23 protein-coding genes and 1 pseudogene are annotated in these 25,752 nt (G+C 44.1%); 2 read left to right on the forward strand and 22 right to left on the reverse strand.

Going from position 1 to position 25,752, the window contains the following annotated elements:
- Position 1 precedes the first annotated feature (1 nt).
- Positions 2-463, forward strand: a complete 462-nt coding sequence (locus ET33_RS30620) for an Lrp/AsnC family transcriptional regulator (RefSeq protein WP_036691192.1) — start codon at positions 2-4, stop codon at positions 461-463.
- Positions 464-557: 94 nt separating this feature from the next.
- Here the strand turns inward: ET33_RS30620 and ET33_RS30625 are convergent, their stop codons facing one another.
- From ET33_RS30625 to ET33_RS30685, 14 genes are all read right to left on the reverse strand, one after another.
- Positions 558-1,019, reverse strand: coding sequence for a hypothetical protein (locus ET33_RS30625; protein WP_036691194.1), 462 nt, complete (start codon positions 1,017-1,019; stop codon positions 558-560).
- Positions 1,020-1,424: 405 nt separating this feature from the next.
- Positions 1,425-2,867 (reverse strand): NAD-dependent succinate-semialdehyde dehydrogenase, encoded by a 1,443-nt coding sequence (locus ET33_RS30630; protein WP_036691196.1) that lies wholly within the window; start codon positions 2,865-2,867, stop codon positions 1,425-1,427.
- A 55-nt stretch (positions 2,868-2,922) separates the two neighbouring features.
- Positions 2,923-3,708, reverse strand: coding sequence for an enoyl-CoA hydratase/isomerase family protein (locus ET33_RS30635; RefSeq protein WP_036691199.1), 786 nt, complete (start codon positions 3,706-3,708; stop codon positions 2,923-2,925).
- A gap of 431 nt (positions 3,709-4,139) precedes the next feature.
- Positions 4,140-5,483 (reverse strand): enoyl-CoA hydratase-related protein, encoded by a 1,344-nt coding sequence (locus ET33_RS38040; RefSeq protein WP_081890578.1) that lies wholly within the window; start codon positions 5,481-5,483, stop codon positions 4,140-4,142.
- A gap of 599 nt (positions 5,484-6,082) precedes the next feature.
- The gene (locus ET33_RS30645) at positions 6,083-6,724 is read right to left on the reverse strand and encodes an RCC1 domain-containing protein (protein WP_036691201.1); all 642 of its coding nucleotides are present in this window, start codon (positions 6,722-6,724) and stop codon (positions 6,083-6,085) included.
- A 123-nt stretch (positions 6,725-6,847) separates the two neighbouring features.
- On the reverse strand, positions 6,848-9,445 hold the full coding sequence (gene ppsA, locus ET33_RS30650) for a phosphoenolpyruvate synthase (RefSeq protein ID WP_036691203.1): 2,598 nt from the start codon (positions 9,443-9,445) through the stop codon (positions 6,848-6,850).
- 205 nt (positions 9,446-9,650) lie between these two features.
- Positions 9,651-10,139, reverse strand: a complete 489-nt coding sequence (locus ET33_RS30655) for a DinB family protein (RefSeq protein ID WP_036691205.1) — start codon at positions 10,137-10,139, stop codon at positions 9,651-9,653.
- A gap of 102 nt (positions 10,140-10,241) precedes the next feature.
- Positions 10,242-10,772, reverse strand: coding sequence for a phosphotransferase (locus ET33_RS40060; protein WP_235206864.1), 531 nt, complete (start codon positions 10,770-10,772; stop codon positions 10,242-10,244).
- Positions 10,741-11,130, reverse strand: coding sequence for a hypothetical protein (locus ET33_RS40065; protein ID WP_235206865.1), 390 nt, complete (start codon positions 11,128-11,130; stop codon positions 10,741-10,743). The genes ET33_RS40060 and ET33_RS40065 overlap by 32 nt, the downstream gene beginning before the upstream one ends.
- Positions 11,131-11,231: 101 nt before the next feature.
- A complete protein-coding gene (locus ET33_RS30665; RefSeq protein ID WP_036691325.1) occupies positions 11,232-12,467 on the reverse strand; it encodes a sensor histidine kinase in 1,236 nt (411 codons plus the stop codon).
- 4 nt (positions 12,468-12,471) lie between these two features.
- Positions 12,472-13,167 (reverse strand): response regulator transcription factor, encoded by a 696-nt coding sequence (locus ET33_RS30670; protein WP_036691207.1) that lies wholly within the window; start codon positions 13,165-13,167, stop codon positions 12,472-12,474.
- Positions 13,168-13,254: 87 nt separating this feature from the next.
- Positions 13,255-15,237, reverse strand: coding sequence for an ABC transporter permease (locus ET33_RS30675; RefSeq protein ID WP_036691209.1), 1,983 nt, complete (start codon positions 15,235-15,237; stop codon positions 13,255-13,257).
- Positions 15,221-15,946: an ABC transporter ATP-binding protein gene (locus ET33_RS30680; protein ID WP_036691328.1), complete on the reverse strand. Its 726-nt coding sequence runs from the start codon at positions 15,944-15,946 to the stop codon at positions 15,221-15,223. The genes ET33_RS30675 and ET33_RS30680 overlap by 17 nt, the downstream gene beginning before the upstream one ends.
- 25 nt (positions 15,947-15,971) lie before the next feature.
- Positions 15,972-16,691, reverse strand: a complete 720-nt coding sequence (locus tag ET33_RS30685) for a lipoprotein BA_5634 family protein (RefSeq protein ID WP_036691211.1) — start codon at positions 16,689-16,691, stop codon at positions 15,972-15,974.
- A gap of 292 nt (positions 16,692-16,983) precedes the next feature.
- Between ET33_RS30685 and pdxR the strand changes: the two genes are divergently transcribed.
- Positions 16,984-18,414, forward strand: coding sequence for a MocR-like pyridoxine biosynthesis transcription factor PdxR (gene pdxR / locus ET33_RS30690; RefSeq protein ID WP_036691213.1), 1,431 nt, complete (start codon positions 16,984-16,986; stop codon positions 18,412-18,414).
- A gap of 31 nt (positions 18,415-18,445) precedes the next feature.
- Here pdxR and ET33_RS30695 read toward each other — a convergent pair whose 3' ends face one another.
- From ET33_RS30695 to ET33_RS30730, 8 genes and pseudogenes are all read right to left on the reverse strand, one after another.
- Positions 18,446-19,663, reverse strand: coding sequence for a benzoate/H(+) symporter BenE family transporter (locus ET33_RS30695; RefSeq protein WP_036691215.1), 1,218 nt, complete (start codon positions 19,661-19,663; stop codon positions 18,446-18,448).
- A gap of 21 nt (positions 19,664-19,684) precedes the next feature.
- The gene (locus ET33_RS30700) at positions 19,685-20,428 is read right to left on the reverse strand and encodes a YggS family pyridoxal phosphate-dependent enzyme (protein ID WP_036691217.1); all 744 of its coding nucleotides are present in this window, start codon (positions 20,426-20,428) and stop codon (positions 19,685-19,687) included.
- A 118-nt stretch (positions 20,429-20,546) separates the two neighbouring features.
- Entirely contained in the window at positions 20,547-21,083 is a 537-nt protein-coding gene (locus ET33_RS30705; protein ID WP_036691220.1) for a pyridoxamine 5'-phosphate oxidase family protein, read from the reverse strand.
- 343 nt (positions 21,084-21,426) lie between these two features.
- Positions 21,427-22,389: a YncE family protein gene (locus ET33_RS30710; RefSeq protein WP_161783581.1), complete on the reverse strand. Its 963-nt coding sequence runs from the start codon at positions 22,387-22,389 to the stop codon at positions 21,427-21,429.
- Positions 22,390-22,743: 354 nt separating this feature from the next.
- Positions 22,744-23,457 (reverse strand): annotated as a pseudogene (locus tag ET33_RS30715) (ATP-binding cassette domain-containing protein); the annotation flags it as partial.
- Between the two features lie 58 nt (positions 23,458-23,515).
- Positions 23,516-24,430 (reverse strand): hypothetical protein, encoded by a 915-nt coding sequence (locus tag ET33_RS30720; protein ID WP_036691222.1) that lies wholly within the window; start codon positions 24,428-24,430, stop codon positions 23,516-23,518.
- A complete protein-coding gene (locus ET33_RS30725; protein WP_036691224.1) occupies positions 24,405-24,980 on the reverse strand; it encodes an RNA polymerase sigma factor in 576 nt (191 codons plus the stop codon). The genes ET33_RS30720 and ET33_RS30725 overlap by 26 nt, the downstream gene beginning before the upstream one ends.
- A gap of 38 nt (positions 24,981-25,018) precedes the next feature.
- Complete coding sequence (locus tag ET33_RS30730; RefSeq protein ID WP_036691226.1) at positions 25,019-25,723, reverse strand: DUF998 domain-containing protein; 705 nt, start codon at positions 25,721-25,723, stop codon at positions 25,019-25,021.
- Between the last annotated feature and the right edge of the window lie 29 nt (positions 25,724-25,752).

The following is a 25,752-nucleotide window of genomic DNA, read 5'->3' on the forward strand; positions in this document are numbered from 1 at the left end:
GATGGACCATGTTGATAAGCAAATCCTATATTATCTTCAAAGCCAGGCAAGAATTTCAATGACGGAATTAGGCAAGTGTGTCGGGTTATCGCAACCCGCAGTAACGGAGAGAGTAAGGCGTATGGAGGAAAAAGGAATCATTGAGGAGTACCGCACCATGATTTCCCCTGAAAAAATCGGAAAACGCGCAGCGGCCTACATTCTGTTTCGTACAAGGGAGTGTCATGCATTCCTTGATTTTTGCCGTTCATCTCCCGATGTCATCGAATGCCACCGCATAAGCGGAGAACACAACTATTTATTAAAAGTAATGACTGAGTCCACACGATCTCTCGAAGAGTTCGGAAATCAATGCGATAAATACGGGACCTACACAATCCTCATCGTAATGTCATCGCCAATCGACACTAAGCTTCTCATCCCTTCGCTGGAAGAGGCAAGCGCAATTGCCGAGTTAGATTAATGCGGCTTGGCACCACAAAAAGGAATCCGGTGTCAATCCGGATTCCTGGCAATGTGATTATTTAGCTTGGGTTCCAATTGCGATTTTCCTTACCTTAATATTCTCCTTTGATTACAAAAAACGAGCCCCGAATTGTTCCAGCTAATGCAGACTTCTGCCTAGCAAACTTAAACTTCCCTTCTAATTCCTGTGGTACCTCCATCCCCTCAGAAAGCTTAAAACCAACGGCCCGCTTCTTAGGGTCATCAATCGTATACATGACATTGACCCCAAGACCATCCTCATAAAAGACGTAAGCAAATTTAATATTTTCAACTTGGAAACGCGACGTTTCTAAAGGTTTGGCCGCAAACTCAATATCACGCTCTTTCAAAATTCGGTTCACATAATCAAGGGTCTCCTGACTTTCACTAGCTGGTACAACCGTAAATTCGTGCTTGTATTTGTTCATAAAGTAACGGGCTTCATTGGCACGTAAACCAGCAAGCGCTTCTGCTACAGGTGAAGACTCTAAACCAACCGTGGATACATTTTTAAAATTCACAATATACGACATTTCTATCCCTCTTTTCTCCTTTTATGAAATCCACATTTCACCAATACACTGAGATGAACCGCCTTACAGGCCCTACAGCTACTGTATCATAATACACATCACAAAAAAACTTGCCGTACCTTGCGGTATTGTTCACTACGAATGATCTTAAGTTATCCGTTTTAGCGTACAAGAAAACGTTCGTTGGGGATGGGATAAAGTTCTTGTCAAGGCCCCCATCCATTCTCCCCTGTAAATATTAGCGATAAGACGACCTTCCCAATAAGCGTTGCAAGCTGCCCAACCCACAAAAAAAACACGCCTCAATCGGCGTGTGATGTTAAATATTAGGTGGAAGAGCCCCTGAGCTCGTCACTGCCAGCGATGCGCTCTACCCCGATTAGAATGGTTGAAATGTTAACTCTTTTATACTCCATAAGAAACCAATTTTGTTTCGAGGAATCCTTCAATCCCCCATTTTCCGCCTTCACGTCCGAGACCACTATTTTTTATTCCGCCAAATGGTGCTTGTGTTTGTGTTGGAACAGAATCATTGACACCAATAATCCCATATTCTAATTTTTCTGGAATGGTTAAGCATCGTTTAACATTTTGTGAATAAATATAAGCTGCTAACCCATAATCACTGTTATTAGCCATGTTAATTACTTCTTCATCATCTGAAAACGTAACCAGCGGAACGACAGGACCAAATGTTTCTTCGGTTAAAATTTTCATATTTGGGCTTACAGCCGCTAGAACAGTAGGGGCGCAATAGTAGCCATCATCATAATCCTCACCTGTTAAACGGTGTCCACCAATTAAGATAGAGGCTCCTTTTTGCTTGGCGTCTTCGATTTGACTTAATACTTTATTTAATCCGGCTTCGTTTACTAAAGGTCCAATCTCTGTTTCAGCATTGCGGCCATCCCCAACAACGATCCTCTCCATACGTGCAACTAGTTTTTTTGTGAACTCATCAGCAATACTCTCATGAACATAAAGTCGATTTGCACTGATACAAGTTTGCCCTGCATTGAGAAATTTGCTTTCCACTAAACCTTTTACGGCTAAATCAATATCTGCATCTTCAAAAACGATAAATGGAGCATGACCTCCAAGCTCTAAAGAAACGCGTTTTACTTGATTAGCAGCTTGTTGATATAGCAACTTGCCGACTCTTGTAGATCCTGTAAAAGTAATCTTTTTTACCATTTGGTTTTCCATAAATTCATTTCCAACCTCTGTTGGTTCACCTAGTACAACGTTTGCAACCCCTCTAGGAAATCCGGCTTCCTCTATGAGCTCAAATATGCGAATTGCACTTAATGGTGATAGCTCAGAAGGTTTTAAAATGACAGTACATCCTGCCGCAAGAGCCGGTGCAAGTTTTCTTGCAACCATACTCATTGGAAAATTCCAAGGAGTTATAGCAGCTGTAACACCAACTGGAGCCTTCATCACATGTAACCTTTTGTTTGCGAAGGTGGAAGGGATGGTTTCACCATACACCCTCTTTGCTTCTTCAGCGTACCAATTGAAATTGTCTGCAGCACTTAATACTTCGACGACGCCTTCTTTAATAGGCTTACCCATTTCAGACGCCATGATTGTTGCCAGCTCATCGCGATTTTTGGCAATTAATGCACCTAGTTTTGATAAGAATTTTGCACGTACTTTTGCGGTAGAAGTTGCCCATTCTTTGAATGCCGCGTTTGCAGCTTCAATTGCTCTGCGTGTTTCTTCTCGACCTCCATAAGTAATTTCGCCTACAACTTCTCTTGTAGCGGGATTATATATGTTTATTGTTTTTCTTGATTTTGCCTCAATCCATTCACCGTTAATGTACATTCTTTTTACTCCTGACATCCATTTCCCTCCTTTTAGACGATGAATTTTCTAACCTTCATAATTCGTTACTATTCTATTTCCCTTTATATTCCGGTTTGGTTTTTTCAATAAAAGCTTTGGTTCCCGTTCTAAAGTCTTCAGTTGATGCAATTAATCCAAAAAAATCAGCCCCGAGATGTGCAGATTCTTCTAGTGTAACATTTAGCCCGCGGTGAAGGGCTTCCCATGTTAATGTAACGGCTATTGGTGATTGAGCTAAGATTTCTTGCAATAAGTTCTCGGCTTCAAGTAATAAATTCTCAGGCTCCACCACCCTATTTATAAGACCAAAAGCATATGCCTCTTCTGCACTTATAGAGTTTCCTGTTAGCAATAACTCGGCAGCTCGACCTTTTCCGATTAATCTTGGTAATCGAGTTGTTCCGCCAAATCCAGCTACCGCACCAATACGTACTTCAGGATGACCAAGTCTAGCATGATTTGCAGCGATTCTAAGCATACAAGATTCGGCTATTTCAAGACCGCCACCTAATGCAGATCCGTTAAGAGCAGCTACTACGACCTTACCTAAGGATTCTATTTTACTAGTGACTTCAACAGCCAGTTTTGCTAAATCCCTCACCTCAAGAGGGGTTGCGGAATTAAGGAATTTAATATCAGCACCGGCAGAAAAAACTTTTTCTCCTGCCCCTGTTATAATAACCGCCTTTACTTCTTGGTCTTTTTTTGCTTTTTCTAATGCGGCTGAGAGCTTTTCAAGCACTTCTCGGTTTAAAGCATTTAATGATTCAGGTCTATTTAGCACAATGGTTGCAATACGATTTTTAATCGAATAAAGAACGACATCTTTGTGTGACATAATACATCTCTCCATTCTTTGAGAACTCTCGGCATTTTAGAAACGATAAGTACTACTTGAGGATATAAAAGAATGAGGTATGTAATCTTGGTGTTTAATTACGCTTCTTCGCTGTTAGCGGTGTTTGCGGGCATGATAGGCTGATTAGCCAAGCGACGCCCCCATGGTTACGCCGTTTTTCGCGAGAAGTCATGCCCGCGGAGGCTACGTGTCAAGCCTTGCATAACAGCGAAGAACCTTAATTAGAAATATATAGTACTAATATTCTGGAGTCAATACCCCTTTAGGAAAAAATTTGTAATGTTTCTGAGCGGAACATCTAGCATCAGCTTCGGTAAAAACGTTGAGACGTTTTTCACAGAAAAAAAACAGACGGATCGCCTGTTTTTCATTTCGCTTATATAGAGGTGAGTGGATGATACATATGTTAATCAAAGAAGAAGAAGGAAGTTGTCTACTGTTTGTTTAATAAGTAAAGGGTCCTTCATCATTTCCCCGAGAATAAGAGAACCTTCTAATGTGCTTAAGAATAATAATGCCATCTGTTTAGGATGAGCAGTTTTATTGAATTCATTATTATCCTTCCCTTGTTTGAATATTTTAACGACGATCGGTTCTATTTCGCGGAAAAAAAGAGTGATAGCATCCTTTACTTCAGAAGATTGTTCAGAAGACTGGGTGTACAATGAAATGAAGGGACAATTCCCAACTCCATTTCTTTCTATCACGCCACCTAAAAGTAATTCAATAAAATCGCTTAAACGCTCTCTGACAGGTCGATAATCTTGCTGTAAGACTTCTATCAGACGGGTTTCATATAAACTAGTCCAATACTTCACAACAGCTAATTGAAGCTCTTCCTTGTTTTTGAAGTGATAGTAAATATTAGATTTTGAAACTTTACTTATTCTCATCACTTCATCCATTGATGTATTGCCGTTTTTCAAAAATAATTGTGCAGCGACTTGTATAACGTGTTCTTTATTTGTGATTTTACTATACACCGGTGTTGTCTTATCGATGAAGGATTTAGTACCAATTTTGAAGTCTTCTGTGGAAGCGACTAAACCAAAGTAATTCGTATCGAGCTGAGCAGACTCTTCTAATGTTAGATTAAGACCGTGGTGTAGAGCCTCCCAAGTTAATTTTACTGCCATCGGTGATTGGGACAAAATTCCTCGAATCATATTTTCGGCTTCTATAAGTAATTTTCCAGGTTCAACTACTTTATTTACTAGTCCCATATGATATGCCTGTTCAGCGTTGATAGAGTTTCCTGTGAGCAAAAGTTCTGCTGCTCGACCTTTGCCGATTAATCGTGGGAGGCGAGTCGTACCACCGAAACCAGCAACTGCACCAATTCTAACTTCAGGATGTCCGAGTTGGGCATGTGATGCTGCAATACGAAGCATGCAGGCTTCAGCAATCTCAAGCCCACCTCCTAATGCTGTGCCGTTTATAGCAGCAACTACTACTTTACCTAAGGATTCTATTTTATGAGTGATCTCGACAGCAAGTTTAGCTACATCTCTTGCCTCAAGAGGAGTTAAAGAGTGTAGTAGCTTAATATCCGCGCCTGCGGAAAATATTTTTTCTCCAGCTCCAGTTATAATTACAGCTTTTACATTCTGATCTACCTTAATTTTATCTAAGGTTTCAGATAGGCTTAGAAGTAATTCTAAGTTCAAAGCATTTAATGATTCTGGTCGATTTAAAGTGATTTTTGCTATTCCTTCATCTTGGGAATAAAGAATGAGATCTTTCATGTTTTCCATCGAAATACTCCGTTATCTCAATATTTATATTTCTATTAAGACTCAAAAGTTGTAGTTCCACTTGTGAAAAGTCAATAATAATAAGCTGTTTGAATAGTTAAGAAAAGTTTCATCATAGATTCACCCTTGAAATGATAATACCACATAGCTTCGAATACAGGAACATAAACAAAACGGTCATGACCGTTTTGTTGCCCGCGAGCGGTTATATCCACTTTTATGACAGAGTGCCTCAGCGTAACATCTAGCATCAGATTCGGTAAAAACATCGAGAGGTTTTTCACAGAAAAAAAACGGCCTCTCTGTCGTATCGATAGTCATATATGGTTGACCTATCGGGATCGTATAACGGGGATTGTCTCTGGCTGATGATGGCGAAATAGGCCAAGGTTGCGTCGGAATAAAGCGCAAACACCTGTCACTTATCGTGGCAATTTGTTCATCGCTTGACGCCCACTCCGCATATTTTTCTCAACCAATGCAGTTCACAGAGAGTCGTCAGGAATGAGTCGAGTTCTTGTCAATTTCGGGATGAGATAATCTTATTTATTGGCTCTTCGTAATACCGTGTTGAAATCACGTTTACGGATACCCGAAGACTAATTGCCGGGCAGTTGGATGCCGCGCCAGCCGTTTACATCGCATTGGCCATATTCATTATCACCCACAGCAACCACCGTGCCGTCCGATTTAAGGCCGAGAGTATGAGCGCAACCCGCCGCAACTGCCACAATATCGCGCCAGCCACTTACATTGCATTGGTCATGCTTATTCCAACCCACAGCCGCCACAGTACCGTCCGATTTAAGGCCGATGGTATGATTACTACCCGCCGCTATCGCCACAATACCGCGCCAGCCGCTTACATCGCATTGGTCATGCTTATCCCAACCCACAGCCGCAACCGTGCCGTCCGATTTAAGCCCGACGGTATGAAGGTAACCCGCCGCTGTCGCCACTATGTCGCGCCAGCCGTTTACATTGCATTGGCCATACCGATTATTACCCACAATCGTCACCGTGCCGTCCGATTTAAGCCCAACGGTATGCCAGTCACCCGCCGCTACCGCCACCATATCACGCCAGCCGCTTACATCACATTGTCCATATTTATTATCACCCACAGCCGTCACCGTTCCGTCCGATTTAAGACCAACGGTATGACGACGACCCGCCGCTATGGTATCTTTTGGCCACCGTTTCACCTTTAACGCCGCTTCAATCGGTGAAGTGTAATCCATGTTTTACCTCCTTGAAAACAAGACCGCCAGCGCGGGTCGATGAAGTCGTGGTGGTCTGCGTCATTGAACGTTGCATTTAATCCCGTCCATTATGACAAAGGCTCTTACTTGACGTATTCAGCATTACAATATTTCGATAAACCCTTCTGTTCCATGCACGCGAATTCGCTGCCCATCTTTTATCAGTTTGGTAGCATTCTCCACTCCGACAACTGCTGGTAAGCCATATTCACGTGCGATAACTGCTCCATGGGTCATCAGTCCACCAACTTCGGTGACTAGCCCTTTTATGGATACAAACAATGGTGTCCAGCTAGGGTCAGTAAAAGAGGTGACTAAGATATCTCCTTCTTCTAGATCAGCATCTTCCATGTTTAAGATGACACGTGCTCGTCCCTCTATAACTCCGGAAGAAACAGGTAGACCTACAATAGCTCCGGCTGGGAGATTTTCTCGTTTGTACTCACCTACAATGATTTCACCATCAGACGTGATAACACGTGGTGGAGTTAGTTTTTCATATAATTTATACTCGTCTTTTCGTTTGCTGATGATCGGGTAATCTAGTTTATTTGTGCGTACGACTTCGTGAAGTTCTTCAAAAGTGAAATCGTATATATCTTCTTTTTCATGAATCACGCCAGCTTGTACGAGTTGTTCGGCTTCTTTCAGCAAAGCCTGCTTATAAACGAAGTAGCGATTCACTATGCCGTATTTTGGATATTCCCGATAACCCATGAAATTCCGGATTAGGTCGATCATTCGTTTTGTTTCTTTGGCTTTTTGTTCACCATCCGGTAATTGCTTCAATCGATCTAATAACTCTTGTTCTTTTCTCAAAGCTTCCAGTCGCCCTTGCTCAAATTTCCGATTGCTGGCGTTAGGCTCAAAGTTTTTGATATTACTAACAATCATGGGGACAAGTGTAGTTGGTTTTTCGCTCCAACGAGTTTTCGTAATATCGATTTCTCCGGCGCATCGCATTCCGTATTTGCTGAGATATGCATAGATAGCGTCTTGGGTTTCCTGTCCACCATCAAACTTAACCAGTTCATCCAAAAAGTTATCATCTTTGACATGTTGCAAATAATCAATTACTTCTGGATAAGGGCGAATCACATCTGCGACATCCAATAGCGCCAGACCCATTTCCGAAGTAATATTGTTTGGTACAGATTGAGAAAGCGTATCTGCTACGTTTTTTTCACCTAACCACTTGTTCATTTTTTCATTGATCCATGATGAAGCATCCATAGCAGCCATAATCACACCCAAACTTTGTGGGTCAAATAAGATCTTCTTTAATTGCTGAATATCTTCCAGGATAAAATCAAACAAATCCGATCCAGATTTCGTTAGAATGTTATGCTTTAACTCTTCTATCGAAGTTTGACTGCTCTTAATCAAATCAGAAACGATTGACGGATCGTTTTCAATTTGAGCCAGCATGTCTGGATTGCTTCTGCTGAGACGCGGTGCCGCGTTATTGTTTGGCGACGTTTTTATGAAATCTCGCTCTATGATGGTCATAAGCGCATCTTTGATGAGCGGATCGGATTGTCCCAGGGTATTTAATAAATTGTCTCTGCCAACAGGTGAAGCCAGATGAGGCGTGATATCAACAAACAACCTTCCACCAGCTTTACGCATGGGTGCACTTGTTGTTAACAGGAAAAAAGACAATCCAAGTGGTTTCATGGGATCAGTCATCATTTGTTGGTGACCGACAGATACGTAAACGTGATTTTCTTGATCATCCGCTTCAGGGATCGGGTATAAAGTCGTGATTGGCCGACTCTGGACAATATAAAATGTATCATCAACCAAACACCATTCGATATCTTGCGGGAAACCAAAATAAGCTTCGATCTGTCTTCCGATGCGTGCTAATTGTAAAATTTGTTGTTCAGTAAGTGTTTGAGTCTTTTGCTGATCGGGATCGAGCTGCTGTGTCTCTGTTCCGCCTTCTTTTCGCCCATAGATAGCCAATTTTTTGGTTGCTATCCTCTTATCGACGATTTCCCCATCCTGTACTTTATAACAATCGGCAGATACCAAGCCAGAGACCAGTGCTTCTCCAAGTCCAAAACTGGCATCGATGGATAGCAGCTTGCGGTTAGAAGTAATCGGATCAGCGGTAAATAAAATCCCTGAAGCCTGTGGGAAAACCATCCTTTGAACGATAACGGATAAATAAACTTGACTGTGGTTAAATCCGTTTTGCATACGGTAGATTACCGCGCGATCCGTAAATAGGGATGCCCAACATTTGCTGATATGCTGCAAGATTGCTTCTTTGCCAATGATATTTAAATAGGTGTCTTGTTGACCAGCAAAAGAGGCATGTGGTAAATCTTCAGCAGTCGCACTAGAACGCACGGCATAAGCATGTTCCTCGCCAAACTGGGAGAGATAGTGAGCAACTGCTTTCACAACATCGGAAGGAATTTCTACTTCCATAATGATTTGTCGAATCTTCCCGCTGATTTCACCAATTTGATCTCGATCTTCTACTTTTAGCATGGTTAGTTGATCCACTAAAGCATAATACGTTTCGTTTTGTTCGATGGCTTTTTGATATCCCACGGTTGTAACACAAAATCCTTCTGGTACTTGTATGCCTTCAATTTTTGATAATTCCCCTAAATTTAACCCTTTTCCGCCAACGAGCAAAAGCTGTGTTTTTTCCATTTCCTGAAAACCGAGAACCAAAGAACTCATTCGACATCTCTCCTAATCATTAAAATGAGAAAAAACGTTTGACAAGAGTTTACCGGCATGGTACACTTAAAGTGTAAAATGTAATAACTATGTCCTTACGAATAAAAACAGTCGTAATCCGATTATATCATCGTGTTTGTTTATGTGCAATATAAAAAAACCTGGTCATACAGTCCAGGTTTTTTTTGATTTAATTTAGAGTCATTCACTGTTCGTCCGCGCTGGGGCCGTATATCCCCGGAACCGGTATTCCGAGCAGTCGGAGATAGACCGTCAACTGTCCCCGATGATGATAAACGTGATTGAACATCAGCGTACGCACCATGTCGATCCGGGGCGCTTCCAAGATGGTCTCCCCCTTGCTGACGAGCTTCCAGGTATTCCTCAGCCCGTCTTCTCCCCATTCCCGAAGCTTGCTCTCGGCGAGAGACACGCTCCATTCCAGCGCTTCGAGCAATTCTTGCCGGGTGGTCGGCTCCGGCAGTGGAACGACCGAAACTTCGCTGACCGCCTCGTTCAGCAATAGAGCCAGCCCTCCGGGCACTCCCGCAGCGTGTAGTGCGAGCTGTCCTAAAGACATTGATTTTGGATGTGGCCTCCAAGAGAATTTGTCTTCTGGGAGCCTTTCGAGAAGCGTCCGCGTCAATCCGGCTTCCCTTTTCAATTCGCCGCACCAATCCTCAATAACGTTCATGGTGATCTCCTCCTCTGGCCAAGGCCGTTTATCACCTTAATCCTATCACGCCATGCGCACGAACATTTCTTACGGATTGCGGAAATGAGCCCCACAAAAAGACTAAATATTTCGTTTCTCATATTCAAAGGGGTCTTCACATGAGTAAATCTCATGGAAAAATCCCATATACGGGATATCGTCTTCCACGCATTTTATGAGATACGACAGTTCCTCATCACATATCGGTTCCTCACCACTGTTCTGCATCACCTCGAATGAGTCAACAATATTTTCCATGAGGGTTACCTGAATAAATAAGGGCAACTTCTCCAACATCGAATTTTCGATCCCGGTCTCGGATCTGTATCCCTCGAGGGCTGTTTTAAAATAATCATCCATAAACTTTTTGCGTTTACCGGCGTCTGGTTCAGCTGCTATCCAGCCCAATCCGCTTCTCCAGAGATCTGCCAGGTCATACATATACCAACCGAAACATGAATTATCGAAATCATATACCGTTATTTGCCCGGTTTCAAAATCTATCATGTAATTCCCATCGTTGTAATCAAAATGGATCATACCGAAAGACTCCTGGTTCCTGTCCATTCCTTTTAAGGTTTCAAGGAGCTCTACCAACTTCTCCTTCCACAAGCATTTTTCCCTTGGCCTTTTTAAACAGGCAGATAAAAAAGGTATGATTATTATGAGTTATCTCTTCCAGCAGATTCCCCTTCCTGGAGCTGACTACATCCGAGACACTTCCGCCATGCTCGAATAAATACCTGATATACTCAACTTCGCCCAGAAAATCTTCCCGGCTTCTGTCATTTAAGAAGGCGATTCTGATTATTTTTGCGTCGGCGCCCTCTTTCTCACAGGTATAAACGACATTACGCCCTCCGGTATGTGCCTTAACCGGCTTGGTTTCATAACCTTCCAACCCGTACAACTCTGATACTAATGGAAGTAAATGTGTATCACCGATTTTAACAACTTCGTTATAAGTCATTGATACATCACTCCTTTCAGCTTTTTCCATTTTATACTTTACAGAAAAATGCCAATTAAATTCTAGGGAAAATTTCGATATAACAAAATTCAATTTTCAAGTTAAAATTTTATGAAGGTAACCGTAAATTTTGTATAGGCATATTTCTCACTCTCAACTTTAATCAAGGCTTGATGTGCTTCGATAATGGCTTTGGCAAGCGCCAAGCCAATTCCTACCGAATCATGCTTTTTAGAACCGCTTGCTTTGTAGAATCGATCAAAGATATGCGGCAGTTCCTCGGCTTCAATTCCTTCTCCAAAGTCTTGAATCACCAGTTCCGTATAGATCGGTGTATCTTTGACTTGAATCATGATTTTACCGCCGGGTTTGGAATGCTCGATCGCATTCTTCAGCAGGTTCAACAAAGCTTCTTGCATCCACATTTTATCGTGAACAACGACTACTTCCTCCGGGACATCCCAGTCAATCGACATATGATGATCACTAATCATGCTTGTTAAACGCTCCAAAACTTCCTCTATGGTCTCCACCAAATTTGCCGGTTCTTTATCGAATGATATGGCTCTGGCGTCGATTTTCGCTATCTTCAACAAATTTTGAATCAAGACATTCATTCTGGAGATTTGAACATCATTATTTTGTAATAGTCGAACTTGCTGCTGGCGGGGCAAATTTTCATTCAACATCATTTCATTGTAGATGGATATCGTTGAAAGCGGTGTTTTTAATTGGTGGGATATATCTTGCAGCATTTGTCCTAAAAACTGTTTCTCTTCCAGCAGATCCTGCATACTTTTTCTAATAATATCTTTCATGGATCGAAATGAAGCCGCCAGCTTGGCGAGATCCCCTTCTTTATTTTCATTTATGACAACCGAGTAATCCCCATCGATTATTTTTTTTGCCGCCGAAGCAAGCTGTCTAATTTTATTGAAGATCATCTTGGATTGCATATAGGTTGCCCCGAACAACATCAATCCGAAACCAATCAATCCCCAAAAAATAGATTGATTATGGCCGAAAATATGGTTATTTAAAAGGGGAAAAAGCTCCGTCTCCAAATCTTCATACAATCCATACTGTCTAAAGATCTCTCTTCCTTTTTCCTGATACTTGCTTGAATCGGAAGAATGGCTTGTTAAGACTTTCATAATTTCCGCTTCATTCTCGGGATGTTGTTCAGCCAATCTGGCAGTAATTTCACCCCAGGCTGCAATAGAATCCGTCTTCAATTGATCATAAAACAGTTGATGTTCAATAAACTGGTAGATTGTAAACAGTGATAATAGGACAGCTAGTATCGCCATATAGCCCTTTAACTCGGTAATTTTCATCATCTTACTCCCTGCTCACATCCTTATTCCACCGATAACCCAATCCTCTTTGGGTGATGATAAATTGCGGATTTTTGGGGTCATCTTCAACTTTGTCTCTTAAACGCTTAATGTATACAGATAACGTGTTTTCGTCGAAAAAAACATCATCTCCTACCGTTATTTTTAGCAGGATTTCATCTCTTTTTAATGCTTTGTGGGCGTTCATCATGAAGGTTAACAGAAGCTTATATTCTAAATTCGTTAATGGAATGCTTTCATGATTTTTATAAACTTTGACTTGGCTCGTATCGATTTTTATATTCTCGGATGTTAAGATCGCTGAAGAAGCATCCAGCCGCGCTTGTTTCCGCAATTGCACTTTCACTCTGGACATGAGTTCCTTGACTCGAAATGGTTTCGTTATATAATCGTCCCCACCGATATCGAGTCCCATCACCACATTTGCTTCTTCATCAAGGGCGGTTAAGAAAATAACGGACGAATCGTTTTGTTTTTTGAAATGTAGACATAAATCATAGCCGTTTCCATCCGGAAGGCCGATATCTAGGATAGCCAAATCAAAAGGATTATGATCAAACTGCTGTTTCGCTTCTTTTACACTAGAGGCTCTGACCACCTCATACCCTTCATTTATCAATGAAAATTCAATGGCTAGACCAAGAGCCTCATCATCTTCAACAAGTAATATTTTATTCAAGTGGGTTCTCTCCTTTTCCTTATACCACTTCAGCCATAGACCGATAAATCAGAACAGCCCGACTATAAAATAGCCAGGCCCTCGGTATTATTGTTCCCTGATAACATCAATGAGATTATCTTTTTGGATTTTTCTCAGCGGGACTAGAACAGATACGTAACTGATGAACAAAGCGGAAACAAACGTTATGAAACAAGCCTCGTAGGGGATCGTCCATTGGATCTTCATCATACCGGAAACAGCCAAATACATAATATAAGAAAGTATACAACCGTAAAAGATTCCTTGCAAACTTCCGGAAAAACCGTAAATCAGTGCTTCATAGATGATCATTTTTTTCAAATCCCTTTGTGACATGCCTATGGATTTTAACGCGGCCAGTTCTTTTCGTCTGATGATGATGCTGATCGTAATTGTATTGAGGATATTGAGACTGCCGATTAAAGAAATGACTGTAATAAAACCATATACAAGCACTTTGATAACGAGCTTTGATTCATCCTTAGCTCTATTCTCATCCAGGTGATTAACAATTGTAATGTCGTGGTTTGTTCCAACAGTCTGCTGGATGTTCGCAACAGTCGCGAGAGCTTGAGTCGCATCCTTCAAATTGATTCTAAAACTGGAGTCCTGTTTGTAAACTTCGGATACATTTTCAATCGACTTCAATAGTTCCCCAGTTTGCTGGCTTTCTACTAAAGAATCAGGACTATTCTGTTTCAGATGGATGGTTAGATCCGATTTAGCGGATGAATCGTTCACATATTTGGATGCAAATGCGATATCCATTATAGACGAGAAAGTAATAAACAATACACTGCTAATAATGATGGAAAGGATCGTAACGGTATAACGATTTTTATTTCTTTTTACGTTTTTCAAGGCCAAGCTTAATGGAAAAGATAAAGGCTTTTTCAGCACGGTATTCTTTTGTTTTTTGATTGCTTCTTTCTTAATTGATAACCTGCTGCTGATTGCCAGCAATGGGGATATTCTGCCCGCAAAAAAAGCCGGGTAATAACTTGACGCTAATACGGTCATCAAGGTAATGATCGAACTGATCAATAAAATTCGCCAATCCATATGAAAGAACGAAACACGTGCACCATCTTCTAATAAAATCAAGAAAACGGATTGGAGAGCAGCAAGCGCCAATAGGCTGCAGACAATCCCGAGCGGTATGGCGATAACAGCCAGTACGGCAGCTTCTCTTATAACGATTTGTCTAATTTGCTTTCGCGTAGCGCCGATGCTTCTCAACAAGCCGAACTGCTTCATCCGCTCTACGACGCTGATTTGAAAAGCGTTGTAGATGACAACAACCGTCGCGATCACCACAATACTGACGACGATGACTAGCATGGCCAGAATCGATTGATTCGATTCCGGTTTCAAAACTCTGATCAATTCATTATTGATAACAATATTTTTGTCTTCAGTAAGTGATTTTATTTCCTCTAAAACCTCCTTAAAGTTCGCTTTCTGGTTTATTTCAATTAATATCCTGCCTTCTCCAAGAGCAAAATCGGCTTTATATGTTAATAACCGGCCCACTTTACTTTTCTGTGTAAACTCGCGATTATCCAGTAAACCAACCAGTTGATATGTTTTTCCATCCAATTCAAATGAGTCGCCGATCTGAAGATCGTTTTTGATATAAGGAAGCGCCCAAGAATCGACAGCAGCTTCATGGTCATTGGCCGGTAGTTTGCCATCCTTGAGACTGTAGGTTAAAAACGCCAAGGCGTGATGATCAGCGAAATTCATTTGCACAGAAATGTCTCCAACCGGAACGATACCCCCCTGAGACATCAAACCGAACGATGCAATTTGAGGATTATATCTGATTTTATTTAATATCGCTTCATCGTAATTTGAAATACCGGCATGAAAAGAAACCCCATTTAACCTCTTGATGCTCTCAATTTGGGAGAGCTGTGATCCTTTCATAAACAGACCGATCGTGGAAATTAACGCCACAGAGAGTACGATTCCGACCAAGGTCAAGATGGTTCGTTTGATATTCGCCTTTAAATACTTACTGCTTAATTGTTTATAGCTGCTGATCAAAATCATTCTCCTCCAGCCTATGTCTTTTTCTCAGCTGCCGTTGATCGGAAATGATTTTACCGTCTTCTATCGTAATGATCCGGTCAGAAGCCGATGCAATCGTTAGATCGTGCGTAATCAATACAATGGTTTGATTGTATTTTTTGGCCGTTAATCTTAATAAATCCATGACTTCCTTCGTATTTCGCGTATCCAGATTACCTGTGGGTTCATCGGCCAGAATCAAATGCGGCCGGTTTATAAGCGCCCTGCCAATAGAGACCCGTTGCTGTTGGCCGCCAGATAATTCGGAAGGCAAGTGACTCTTACGTTCAAGAAGCCCCAGGATTTCAATAATTTCATTCATATACGCCATATCTACCGACTCATCATCCAATAACGTAGGCAAAGCGATATTTTCCTGAACATTCAATACGGGGATCAAATTAAAGAATTGAAATATAAACCCGACTTTTCTTCTTCTGAATATCGAAAGCTCATCATCTGTATAATCATAAATATTATTGTCCCCAATGAATACTTGTCCTGAACTGGGCCGATCCAACCCTCCTAAAATATGCAGCAGTGTACTTTTTCCAGAGCCGGAAACACCTACGATGGAGACAAACTCCCCTTGCTGAATCGAAAGACTAATCCCTTTTAAGGCATACACTTTATTATTGCCTTCACCATAACTTTTATCTACATTTTCCATCCGTACGATTTCCATATCGTCCGCCCTTTCATCATTCGGCTCATTCTTGCACATCTACAAAATTTACTTTGTCTTCGCTGCCTGCATAGACGTTCCCGATTTCGTTTAAAACCTTGTTCGTCTCACCTTTATTCTTATAATCGAAACTACCCTTTTGAAAATGAATCAATGAGATCGTTGACTCTGCTTCGGTTAATTTGTTGTAAGTTTGGTCGTCAACAATAACAAGATCCGTTGTTGGTCTATACCCGATCCAAGCCTGATGTTTAACATACTGTACGGGTACCATCTGACCGTTCAAATCGATTTGACCATTCTTCAACTCGAAATCACTTGAGGAGTAGAACAGGTTATGACCATTAGATAATTCTTTTATGCCGGTAAGAGGCTCTGAAATAATGGACGAGCTGTCAGGATCTTTTCTGGCTCTGATAATCCCCTTCTTGACAAATTGCTCAGCTGTGGATCGATTAACAACCGAATACTTGATATCTCGGGTTTCAAATTCTTTACCCGTTTCTTTCTGATCTTGCTCTGACAATTTAGTGGTTTTTTTTGTTGTTACCAGCTTCAATTTGTAGTCGATCGTTTGTTTGGTGTTATCTTTATACAACTGCTTGACTTTATTCACATCTTTTTCTGTGCCGATAACTACAATTCCATTGACTGATTGCGATGGACCTTCTACAAAACGTTTTACTCCAAATCCTATACCTGCAAAAATAACGATAACCAACACGAAAACTATAATTTTTTTCATCTGCCTGCTCCTTAATAAATTAGTTATGTTTGGATTATAGACGAAACTTTCATGCAAATGAATGACTCTTGTCTAACCATTTTGATCTTCTCGCTTACATTTTCGTAAGAATGGGGATTACGACTTCCGAAGTCGCAGCCATGTTACAAAATTCGTTTATCTAATTCTATCGTATTGCAAAAGCAACTATTGTCGTGATAGGATATCAACCAATGGAGTGTTACTTATTATACATGAATCGGTGATTTGAGCAATCCATAATCCCGGTAGAAACAACACTGAAGGTGAATGAATGCTAAAAGTAAACCGAGATGACGACCGTCCCATCTGGCAGCAGCTTCTTGACCAAGCGATCCATAATATTACAACCGGAAAATGGCCGCCAGGCGAATTGCTGCTCCCGTCCCGTGAACTGGCTCAATTGATTGGCGTTTCCCGTTCAACCATACAGATTGTTTACGAGGAGTTATTCAGCCGTGGGTATACCGTAACCTCTCGTCGCGGCGGGACAAGAGTTAGTGAATGGACCTATGCGACTCGTCCTTCAGAGGATGCTGCGCCACAAGGACCCGTCACCCCCGAATTGCCATTATTGAACGCTGCAATCGGCCATTTGCATAGTTGGTTCGGAGACAAAAAGAATCGAAAAATAGAGATCGATTTTAGTCCCCATGAGCCTTATTTGGACGAACATTTTCAAAAAAATTGGAGACAATCATTTTTACAGGCCTCCACAGAAACAGACCTAGACAGTTGGGCTTACGGCGACGTCTATGGGTTCCTGCCACTGCGAGAACAGATTCAACGTTATTTGTCACTTGAACGAGGCGTTCATGTGAGTGTCGATCAAATCCTGTTAACCTCAGGCGCACAACATAGCATCGATTTGATTGCCCAAGCCCTTTTACATGAAGGAGAAACGGTTTCGGTTGAAGATCCCGGCTTCCCTGCTGCCTGGATGGCGATGAAATATCGGCGTATGCAAGTTGTATCCGTCCCTGTCGACGAGTACGGGCTATGCGTAGACCGCATTCACCCTGAGTCCAAACTTGTGTATGTTACGCCATCGCACCAGTGTGCGGTTGGCGTTATTATGTCGGAACCTCGCAGGCAACAAATGTTGCACATGGCTTCCGAGCAGCGGTTCTGGATTGTTGAGGATGATTACGACAGCGAATTTCGATATCGCGGTGACCCGCTCCCAACCTTGTTCAGTCAGCGGCCTCAGAATACGTTGTATATGATGAGTTTTTCCAAAATGGTCGCTCCTGGTATTCGAATATCGGCAATCGTTGGTCCCAAAGAAGCCATTCGTCAGCTCGCTCGAGTCCATGAATTAACCTATCGTCATCTTCCGATTATGGAGCAATTAACGCTCACTCATTTTATCGAACATGGTCATTTCATGCGCCATATGAGACGAGTTCGAAATGTATATCGGCGCAGACACGAAGCCATGACGAAGGCCATCATCACGACGGGTCTGAACGAACACTTCACGCTAAGCGGCGTAGAAACGGGTTTGCACATGCTTCTTGAGGCAAAACCATCGTTTGACGAAGAAGCCGTGACGCACTTGGCGATCGAAAAGGGAATCTGTGTTTATCCGCTAAGCAAGTATTGTTTGGAAAGCGATCGAAAAGGATGGGTACTGGGTTTTGCTAAAGTAGATGAATCAGCTATAGAAGAAGGCATTAAACGTCTAGCAGGGATGCTTTTATAATACAAGCATCCCCGCCAGAATTTGCTCTTTCTTACAATCCATTCATGTTACCGGTATTCCATTTTTCACGCCGAAATTTCCCATGAATCAATAAATGCGCTGCCAAACCCGCGACAAGTCCCCAGAATGCGCCGCCGACGCCAAGCAAAGTCACATTCGCGGCCGTTGCTAAAAACGTAATCAATGCGGTCTCGCGTCCCTTGGGATCTGTTAAAGCGTTGGCAAGACTGCCGCCAATTGTGCCAAGCAATGCCAATCCCGCTAACGTTGCGATAAAGGTAGCAGGAAGAATTAAAAACAGAGCAGCCAACGTCACGCCAAAAATGCCGACAACAATGTAGAACATGCCACAGGCAATGCCTGCGATATAACGTTTTGCCGAATCCTCATGCGCGTCTTTTCCTGTGCAAATCGCTGCGGTAATGGCTGCTACATTAAAAGCATGCGAGCCGAATGGTGCTGCAAGAAGCGAACCCAAACCCGTTATGGTCAAAATCGGATTCGCGCTCGTCTTGAACCCGTCATTCCGCAATACGAGCATTCCAGGCATGTACTGTCCCGTCAAGGTAATAATAAACAGCGGTAAGGCAATGCCCAATAAAGCATGTAACGAAAACTCCGGAACGACAATTACCGGTGATGCGATCGCCAATTGGATCGTACTGAAATCCGCTTTCCCCATACAAATCAAATAAATCAATCCGATTGCCAGTATGCCAACAATCGAATAGCGGGATGTAAACCGTCTTAGCACAACATAAGCGGCAAACAGTACAACGACAAGCAATGGGTCAACTTTCGCTCCTCCAAAGGCTGAGATTCCAAACTGCAGTAAAATGCCTGCTAGTAACCCGGAAGCGATGCCTGGAGGAATAAGCCGGACGAAACGTTCAAACATGCCCGATAATCCTAAAACAATAAATCCTGCCGCAGAGATCATATAAGCACCAATTGCTTCAGGATAAGGGGTGACCGCTAATACAGAAACGAGAAAAGCCACGCCTGGCGTTGACCAAGCCGTAATAATTGGTTCCCGGTATCGAAAACTTAGCCATACCCCGGTTATACCCACTCCAATGGAGATCGACCAAATCCATGAAGCGGTCATTTCGGGACTTAAACCCGCGACTTTTGCTGCCTGAAACACGAGAATAAAGGTGCCCCCGTAGTTGACAATGACAGATATTAAAGCGGCTATGGTCGGCGATATCAAATCGCGACCGCGCAGCGAAGATGATGTTGTGTTCATATCCTTTCTCCTGCCTCTCTCCTAATCGTCCTGACGCGCATTTTCGTTCCAGTAATAACTGTCCGGCAGGTAACGTTGGCCGAATACGCTTGTCCCTACGCGGATGATCGTAGCTCCTTCTTCGATGGCCACTTTGAAATCACCGGACATGCCCATCGAGAGGATCTCCATTTGTACGCGCGGGAACTTTTTCTCCCTAATTTGTGTTTGAATCGATTTTAACAATCGGAAGCAGTGCCGGGTCTCGTCGTTTGTAGCATTCAGTTTTCCAATTGTCATTAAGCCTTTCACGTTTAACGTTTCAAACTGGGACAATTGCTCCACCAATTCCAATGCCGATTCCGGCGGAGCACCAAATTTGCTTTCTTCGTAGGACGTGTTGATTTGTACCAGAATATCCATGGACTTGTTCTCTTTGACGAGCTGATGGTGCAGGGCCTGCCCCAATTTCAAACGGTCCACAGAATGAATGAGCGTAACATATTTGACAACATCCTTCACTTTATTTGTCTGCAAATGTCCGATAAAATGCCATTCCACCCGAGTATACTGCTGCATAAGCGGAAATTTGCCCCGCAGTTCCTGCGCTTTGTTTTCCCCAAACAGAGTTTCACCTGATTGTATGGCCATTTGCAATTTTTCAAGCGGTACGGTTTTGGTCGCCAACAACAATTTCACGTCTTCGATCTTGCGCCCCGAGACTTGACATGCCAATTCCATCTGCTGCCTTACGGTTTTGAGATTCTCTTCAACCAGATGGCTCATATTTCCTACCCTCTTTCTGCTCTACGTTTGTAAATGATCACGAAGGTTCTTCCACAATTGAGGAAATAATGCAAATGCTGCCGCACAAGTAACGGCAGCATTCATTTTCCAAAACAGCTTAAACGGTTTTTCCTGGTTTGAACATTTTTTCTTCCTCAATCGGATTTTCTTTCGCAGTGATATGCTGTGGATCAATCCGATACACCTGAACCGGACCACCGAATACTGCTGATCGGTATTTATCTACGTGCTGCTGGGGTAACGGCCGATTATAGTAACCAGGCACATACTTATAAATCATTTCTTGTAACATGTGTGTAGCTTCATCCAGATCGACGATAGGCTGTGCCTTGCCAAAAATCATTACACTCATATACGCTGTGTCCGTCTTGGCTGGCACCGGATCAGTAATAGTTCCATATTCTTCACAAACCGTAAAACAGACCTCCGGATTCGCAGCCATAACCTGATTTCGTCTCCCGCCGGTGGCTCCATGGAAATAAAGCTTTCCGTTTGTCCAAACAAAATTGAGCGGAACAACATACGGCAGATGACCATCGACCATTCCGAGATGTCCAATTCGAGCTTGCTGCAGAAATGTCTCAATCTTGCTCTGGTCCATCACTTCTCTTATCTTGTAACGTACCCTATCCATTATCATCACTCCTATAGTATTGAAGTATTATGTAAGTTTATCAGCCATTGGAATGAATATAAATGTCCATAATTATAGAATTGAAGCAATCCATATCTCATATTAAGCTGCATCCCTAAGTTAGACCTTGTAGTCAAATTCGTCATAACTTTGAAGGACGAACTCTAGTTCTTCTTTTTTAGTTTTTTTAATTAAAAACCATCGCCCTCCTTTGGGGCGATGGTTTCCATCTTCGAGATGGCGCCAGATCAACGATTTCAGTCTAATACTTTATCTTCCTCAAACATATAGTCTATCACGATTGAAACGGGAGAGTTATTCCCCTAACATTCCCCATTTATGACTACCCCGCTATAACCGATATCGTGTTTTCGCCTTGATTCGCCATATAAACGCGATTGTTCTTCTCGTTGACGACACCCGATAATGTGCTAAGCCCGACACGGACGTTGGCTATGATCTTGTTATTCGCCCCGTTAATGACGAATACTCTTTCTCGAGACGTATCCCCAATGGCAGTGGCAACGTAAATGCGATTCAGCTTCCGGTTCACGACTGCCAGCACCGGAGATTCACCGTTCACGACCGTAGCGATCACTTTATTGTTGGCGCCGTTGATGACGGCCACGTTTCGGCTGCCCGTCGTATCATCCGGCGCATAGATCCGGTTTGTGACCGGGTTGATGCCCATGGTACCGACGCTGCCAACACCTGAGATGATCTTAATCAGCTTATTATTGCGCCCGTCGACGACGGCGATAGTGCCGGCCTTCGTCGAAGTCACGGCATAGATCCGGTCCGTACGTAAATTAATGGCAAGCGAGGAAGGTCTATTTCCGATTTTGATCGTCTTGACCACCTTATTCGTGCATCCGTCGATGACGGACATTGTATTCGCACCTGTATTCAAGACGTAGATGCGGTTGACGAAAGGATTGACACCGACCGTATCTGGCAACGCAGCAGCTGGGTTCTGCTTACCGACTTTTATGGTCGCTACAATTTTTTTGCGCCTGCCGTCAATGACGGCTACAGCGTTTTTCAGTATGTTCAGCGAGTAGATCAGATTGGTACGCACATTTACCGCAATCGATGTAAAAGCTCCTCCGACGTTGAACGTTTTGATGAGAGTATTCGTCCTGCCGTCAATGATGAATAATTTCCCCCCTGATCCGGCGACGTAAATCCGGTTCGTAAACGGGTTGACGGCAATAGTAGCCGCATCCGTCACACCTTTGATGGTCGCAATGACTCGATTGGAGCCGCTGTCAATGACCGATACGCTGTCGCTCCTGTTGTTCGCCACGTACAACTTGTTTGTGCGTCGGTTTAATACAATATCGGTAGGGCCCTCCCCTACTCGTATCGTCTTAATGACTCTTATTGCGCTAATCGAAATCTCCTCCTCGTGGGCATCCCATATTTTTTTCATTTTATTCAGGACCGATGCAAGAAGTTTGGTTATATGCCTTTAGCAGGCAAACGAAACATCCCGAAACGATTGTTGGGACCCCACTCTTAATCCCATAAAACAAAAAAGCCGCGATTTACGCGGCCTTTAATAAAATAATGTTCTTTCTTTCTCGAGTTAATAAACGACAACAAAGGCGCCACCCAGCGGGATAGCGCCTGACCATGCTTCGTGCCGCCGAAATGGCTATCAATCAAGGCGCCTCCGGCGTCTAACGAAATCCAGATATACCTCTTCCAACGTCGGAAACCGCTCTGCGGGAATTTCCGCGTCCCTGCCATTGCCGAGCGCCTCGTGAAGCATAACCGATTTCCACTGCTGTGGCGTTTTCGGCCCGGACATGGCTCCATCCGCCATAAAAAGCACCTGATCGACCCAATCCTCGATCTCCATAAACATATGACCGACCAGCAGTATGATGCAGCCGTTCGCATGTTCGTGCAGAAGATCCATCACGTGGGCCCGCTCTTCCAAATCCAGCCCTTCCAGAGGCTCATCCAGAAGCAGCAGATGCGGGTCGCTGAGCATCGCTTGAGCGATCGACAATCTTTTTCTTTGGCCGGTGGATAACGATTTGATGCGGAATTGCCCAAATCGGGCAAGGCCAAAGTCCGTCAGCACCTCCGCGACCCTGTCCGGAATCAGACGGGGCGAGATTAGCTTCATTTCCGCCGTATAAGTCAAAAAATGCTCCGCCTTCATCTCCTCGTAAAAGGCAAATTGCTGGGAAACGTAGCCGAGCCGTTCCCGAAACCGTTTGCCCCCGAGCTGTCTACCCTGCAACGTAAACCGAATGTCGCCTTTGCCGAATGTCCGGATGCCGGCGATGCATTCGAGCATCGTCGTTTTGCCGCTTCCATTGGGGCCGAATAAAGCGTTTATTCCCGGCGACAAGGAAAACTCCGCACCTTCAAACACCCAAGGAGCCGACGAAGTATGGCGGAACGCCGCCTTGCACACATCAAGCCGGATCATATCGCCCTTTATCCCCTTTCCCGCCGTTTCGGATTGTCCGGCAAGCGACGAAGAAGAGAATCGCCGCTATCACGAATGCGATCATGCGGCTGCTTCCCCAAAATGCATAACCGGTGTCGCTCATGAAATAAAAAGGTCCGAGCACATCCCTCAATGCGAATTGCGCCATCCATACCGCCAGCGACAAAACGGCTCCAATCCTCGGCCCGAAACGGACGATGGCGGCAAATGCCAGCGCGGTGCAAAAGCATAAAGGCGCCAACCAACCGATGATAAACGCGAACAACGGACCGCTCTGGCCGGTTAGCGATAAGAGGACGCTTGCCGCCAAAGCCAGTATCATGTCATACAGAATGATGATGCCCAACCGTCCCATCATCATCTCGACCGGAGAGACCGGGAAAGTCGCCTCCAGCTTGGACATCGGCGTACCATACGATCTCAGCGCATAGAAGACACCGATTCCGGCTACAAATGACGATACGAAGACGAAGCTATTGATTCCGTTGCGCCCGACAAGAGGCATGGCGAGTGCGCCGAAAATCATGATGACAGCCGATACGATCCAGAACGCCTTGGAAAACAACCGAACTTGAGGCGCGATAAAGCGAATAAGCGCGACCCATAGCGGCGCACTTCCCGGCTCCGCATGCGGCAGACGGTCGGCAAACCTCGGCCGCTCCGGCTCAGCCGCCTGCGGAGTCAAGCGTGCGAGAAGCGCCTTCGTCTGTTCATCGGACGGACCCGCCACCCGATATCGTTCCAAACCGCGCGCGGTTTCCTCGAACACTTCCCGGCCCCACCCGCCCGCATCGCCCTTGTCCGCTTCTTCGTGGAAAATCGGCTCCAGTTCCTTCCATATGTCTTGTATCCGTTCACCCGGGGGATTGCGCCTTTCCATGCGGATCCACCTCCTCCGTTTTCAATAGATGGGCCATCTTTTTAAATGTCTTATAAAGCTTCGTCTTGATCGAGCCTAATGGCTGTTCCAAAATTTCCGCAATTTCGTCCAGCTTGAGCTCGTGATAAAACCTGAGAATGATCACTTCCCGCTCGTCATCCGCCAAGCTGCCGAGTGCGCGAATAACCGCTTCCCGTTCCCACTGTCGCTCCAAAATGGACGAAACCGTGTCGCCAGCCGAATGCAGGGACATTTTTTCAGCTCCCCATAACGCTTCCTTGCGATAAGCCGACGACTTCCAAACGTCCTTGCACAGGTTGGTGGCGATGCGGTAGATCCATGGGCGAAACCGGCTCGGTAGGCGTCCTGTCCTTACGATCTTGCATACACGGATAAAGCATTCCTGGCATAAGTCTTCCGCTAGCGATCTGTCATTCAGCATGCGCTGCAAATATTCGTAAATCGGTTTATGATAGCGGTACACAAGCGCCTCCAAGCCGGCCTCGCTCCCATCCGCGATCTGGTTCAACAATTCCTCGTCGGAAACCATAGGCACCCCTCCCTTCTCCCGGCTCATTTCTGTGGCTCTTATTTGTCGAGACTGTCTGTATCGGCTCGCCGCTTCGACCGAAACCGCTTCAGGAGCATATAGGCGCCTACTCCAATCGGAGTGTAAGCCGTAAATGCCAGTATTCGTTGCAGAAGTCCCCTGATCATGGATTTGTCGATTTCCACCATTCCGCTCATGATCGGGATCATAGCCGCAAACAACAAGATATTGGCGACGAGGTAGCCTTTCAAAAGCCGTGAATCGCTTTGTTTCCACAATGCGATGGCAAAAATAAGCGGCAGCAGGAACGTGCCGATCCCCCAAACTCCTCCGCCATGTCTCGGATCGGGACTCGGGAATATTCCCGATAATAGGGTACCGAGTCCGTTTGAACAAACGGCGATCGATGCGATCCACGCCAAAAATGGGCGGGTTCCAAGACGCAGGAACGCACGCAAAAAACCGAAAGCAGCAATAAGGGTCGCTATGCCGAGTAAAATAATCGCCGCGTTGACCGGCAACGGGTAGACGGCATGATTGGAGCCGAGATCGCTTGCGGTATTCCTTATAAAGCTATAACCGGGGTATAACGGCGCGGCGATGATGGGGATACCGAAATAAAGAAACGGGATTGCCATGCCCACGCGAAGCAAAGCTTCCGTACCGCTCCTCGCCTTCTCCGGATGTGCGGCAATGTTGCGGCCGCTCTGCCGCGGAGATAATAAACGTCTATTCTCTTTCATTCTACGTGGCCTCCTTCCGCCCCTTCCTT

This window comes from Paenibacillus tyrphae (genome assembly GCF_000722545.1).
GTDB classification, from domain to species: domain Bacteria; phylum Bacillota; class Bacilli; order Paenibacillales; family NBRC-103111; genus Paenibacillus_G; species Paenibacillus_G tyrfis.

What these genes read in the sequence shown, in the direction of transcription:
- ET33_RS30720 (WP_036691222.1), bottom strand. Translation starts at nt 24,430, where the DNA reads ATGGAAAGGCGCAATCCCCCGGGTGAACGGATACAAGACATATGGAAG.
- ET33_RS30635 (WP_036691199.1), bottom strand. Translation starts at nt 3,708, where the DNA reads ATGTCACACAAAGATGTCGTTCTTTATTCGATTAAAAATCGTATTGCA.
- ET33_RS30700 (WP_036691217.1), bottom strand. Translation starts at nt 20,428, where the DNA reads ATGAGCCATCTGGTTGAAGAGAATCTCAAAACCGTAAGGCAGCAGATG.
- ET33_RS40065 (WP_235206865.1), bottom strand. Translation starts at nt 11,130, where the DNA reads ATGACTTATAACGAAGTTGTTAAAATCGGTGATACACATTTACTTCCA.
- ET33_RS30645 (WP_036691201.1), bottom strand. Translation starts at nt 6,724, where the DNA reads ATGGATTACACTTCACCGATTGAAGCGGCGTTAAAGGTGAAACGGTGG.
- ET33_RS30685 (WP_036691211.1), bottom strand. Translation starts at nt 16,691, where the DNA reads ATGAAAAAAATTATAGTTTTCGTGTTGGTTATCGTTATTTTTGCAGGT.
- ET33_RS30630 (WP_036691196.1), bottom strand. Translation starts at nt 2,867, where the DNA reads ATGTCAGGAGTAAAAAGAATGTACATTAACGGTGAATGGATTGAGGCA.
- ET33_RS30655 (WP_036691205.1), bottom strand. Translation starts at nt 10,139, where the DNA reads ATGAACGTTATTGAGGATTGGTGCGGCGAATTGAAAAGGGAAGCCGGA.
- ppsA (WP_036691203.1), bottom strand. Translation starts at nt 9,445, where the DNA reads ATGAGTTCTTTGGTTCTCGGTTTTCAGGAAATGGAAAAAACACAGCTT.
- pdxR (WP_036691213.1), top strand. Translation starts at nt 16,984, where the DNA reads ATGCTAAAAGTAAACCGAGATGACGACCGTCCCATCTGGCAGCAGCTT.
- ET33_RS30680 (WP_036691328.1), bottom strand. Translation starts at nt 15,946, where the DNA reads ATGGAAATCGTACGGATGGAAAATGTAGATAAAAGTTATGGTGAAGGC.
- ET33_RS30620 (WP_036691192.1), top strand. Translation starts at nt 2, where the DNA reads ATGGACCATGTTGATAAGCAAATCCTATATTATCTTCAAAGCCAGGCA.
- ET33_RS30695 (WP_036691215.1), bottom strand. Translation starts at nt 19,663, where the DNA reads ATGAACACAACATCATCTTCGCTGCGCGGTCGCGATTTGATATCGCCG.
- ET33_RS30705 (WP_036691220.1), bottom strand. Translation starts at nt 21,083, where the DNA reads ATGGATAGGGTACGTTACAAGATAAGAGAAGTGATGGACCAGAGCAAG.
- ET33_RS38040 (WP_081890578.1), bottom strand. Translation starts at nt 5,483, where the DNA reads ATGGAAAACATGAAAGATCTCATTCTTTATTCCCAAGATGAAGGAATA.
- ET33_RS30730 (WP_036691226.1), bottom strand. Translation starts at nt 25,723, where the DNA reads ATGAAAGAGAATAGACGTTTATTATCTCCGCGGCAGAGCGGCCGCAAC.
- ET33_RS30665 (WP_036691325.1), bottom strand. Translation starts at nt 12,467, where the DNA reads ATGAAAATTACCGAGTTAAAGGGCTATATGGCGATACTAGCTGTCCTA.
- ET33_RS30725 (WP_036691224.1), bottom strand. Translation starts at nt 24,980, where the DNA reads ATGGTTTCCGACGAGGAATTGTTGAACCAGATCGCGGATGGGAGCGAG.
- ET33_RS30625 (WP_036691194.1), bottom strand. Translation starts at nt 1,019, where the DNA reads ATGTCGTATATTGTGAATTTTAAAAATGTATCCACGGTTGGTTTAGAG.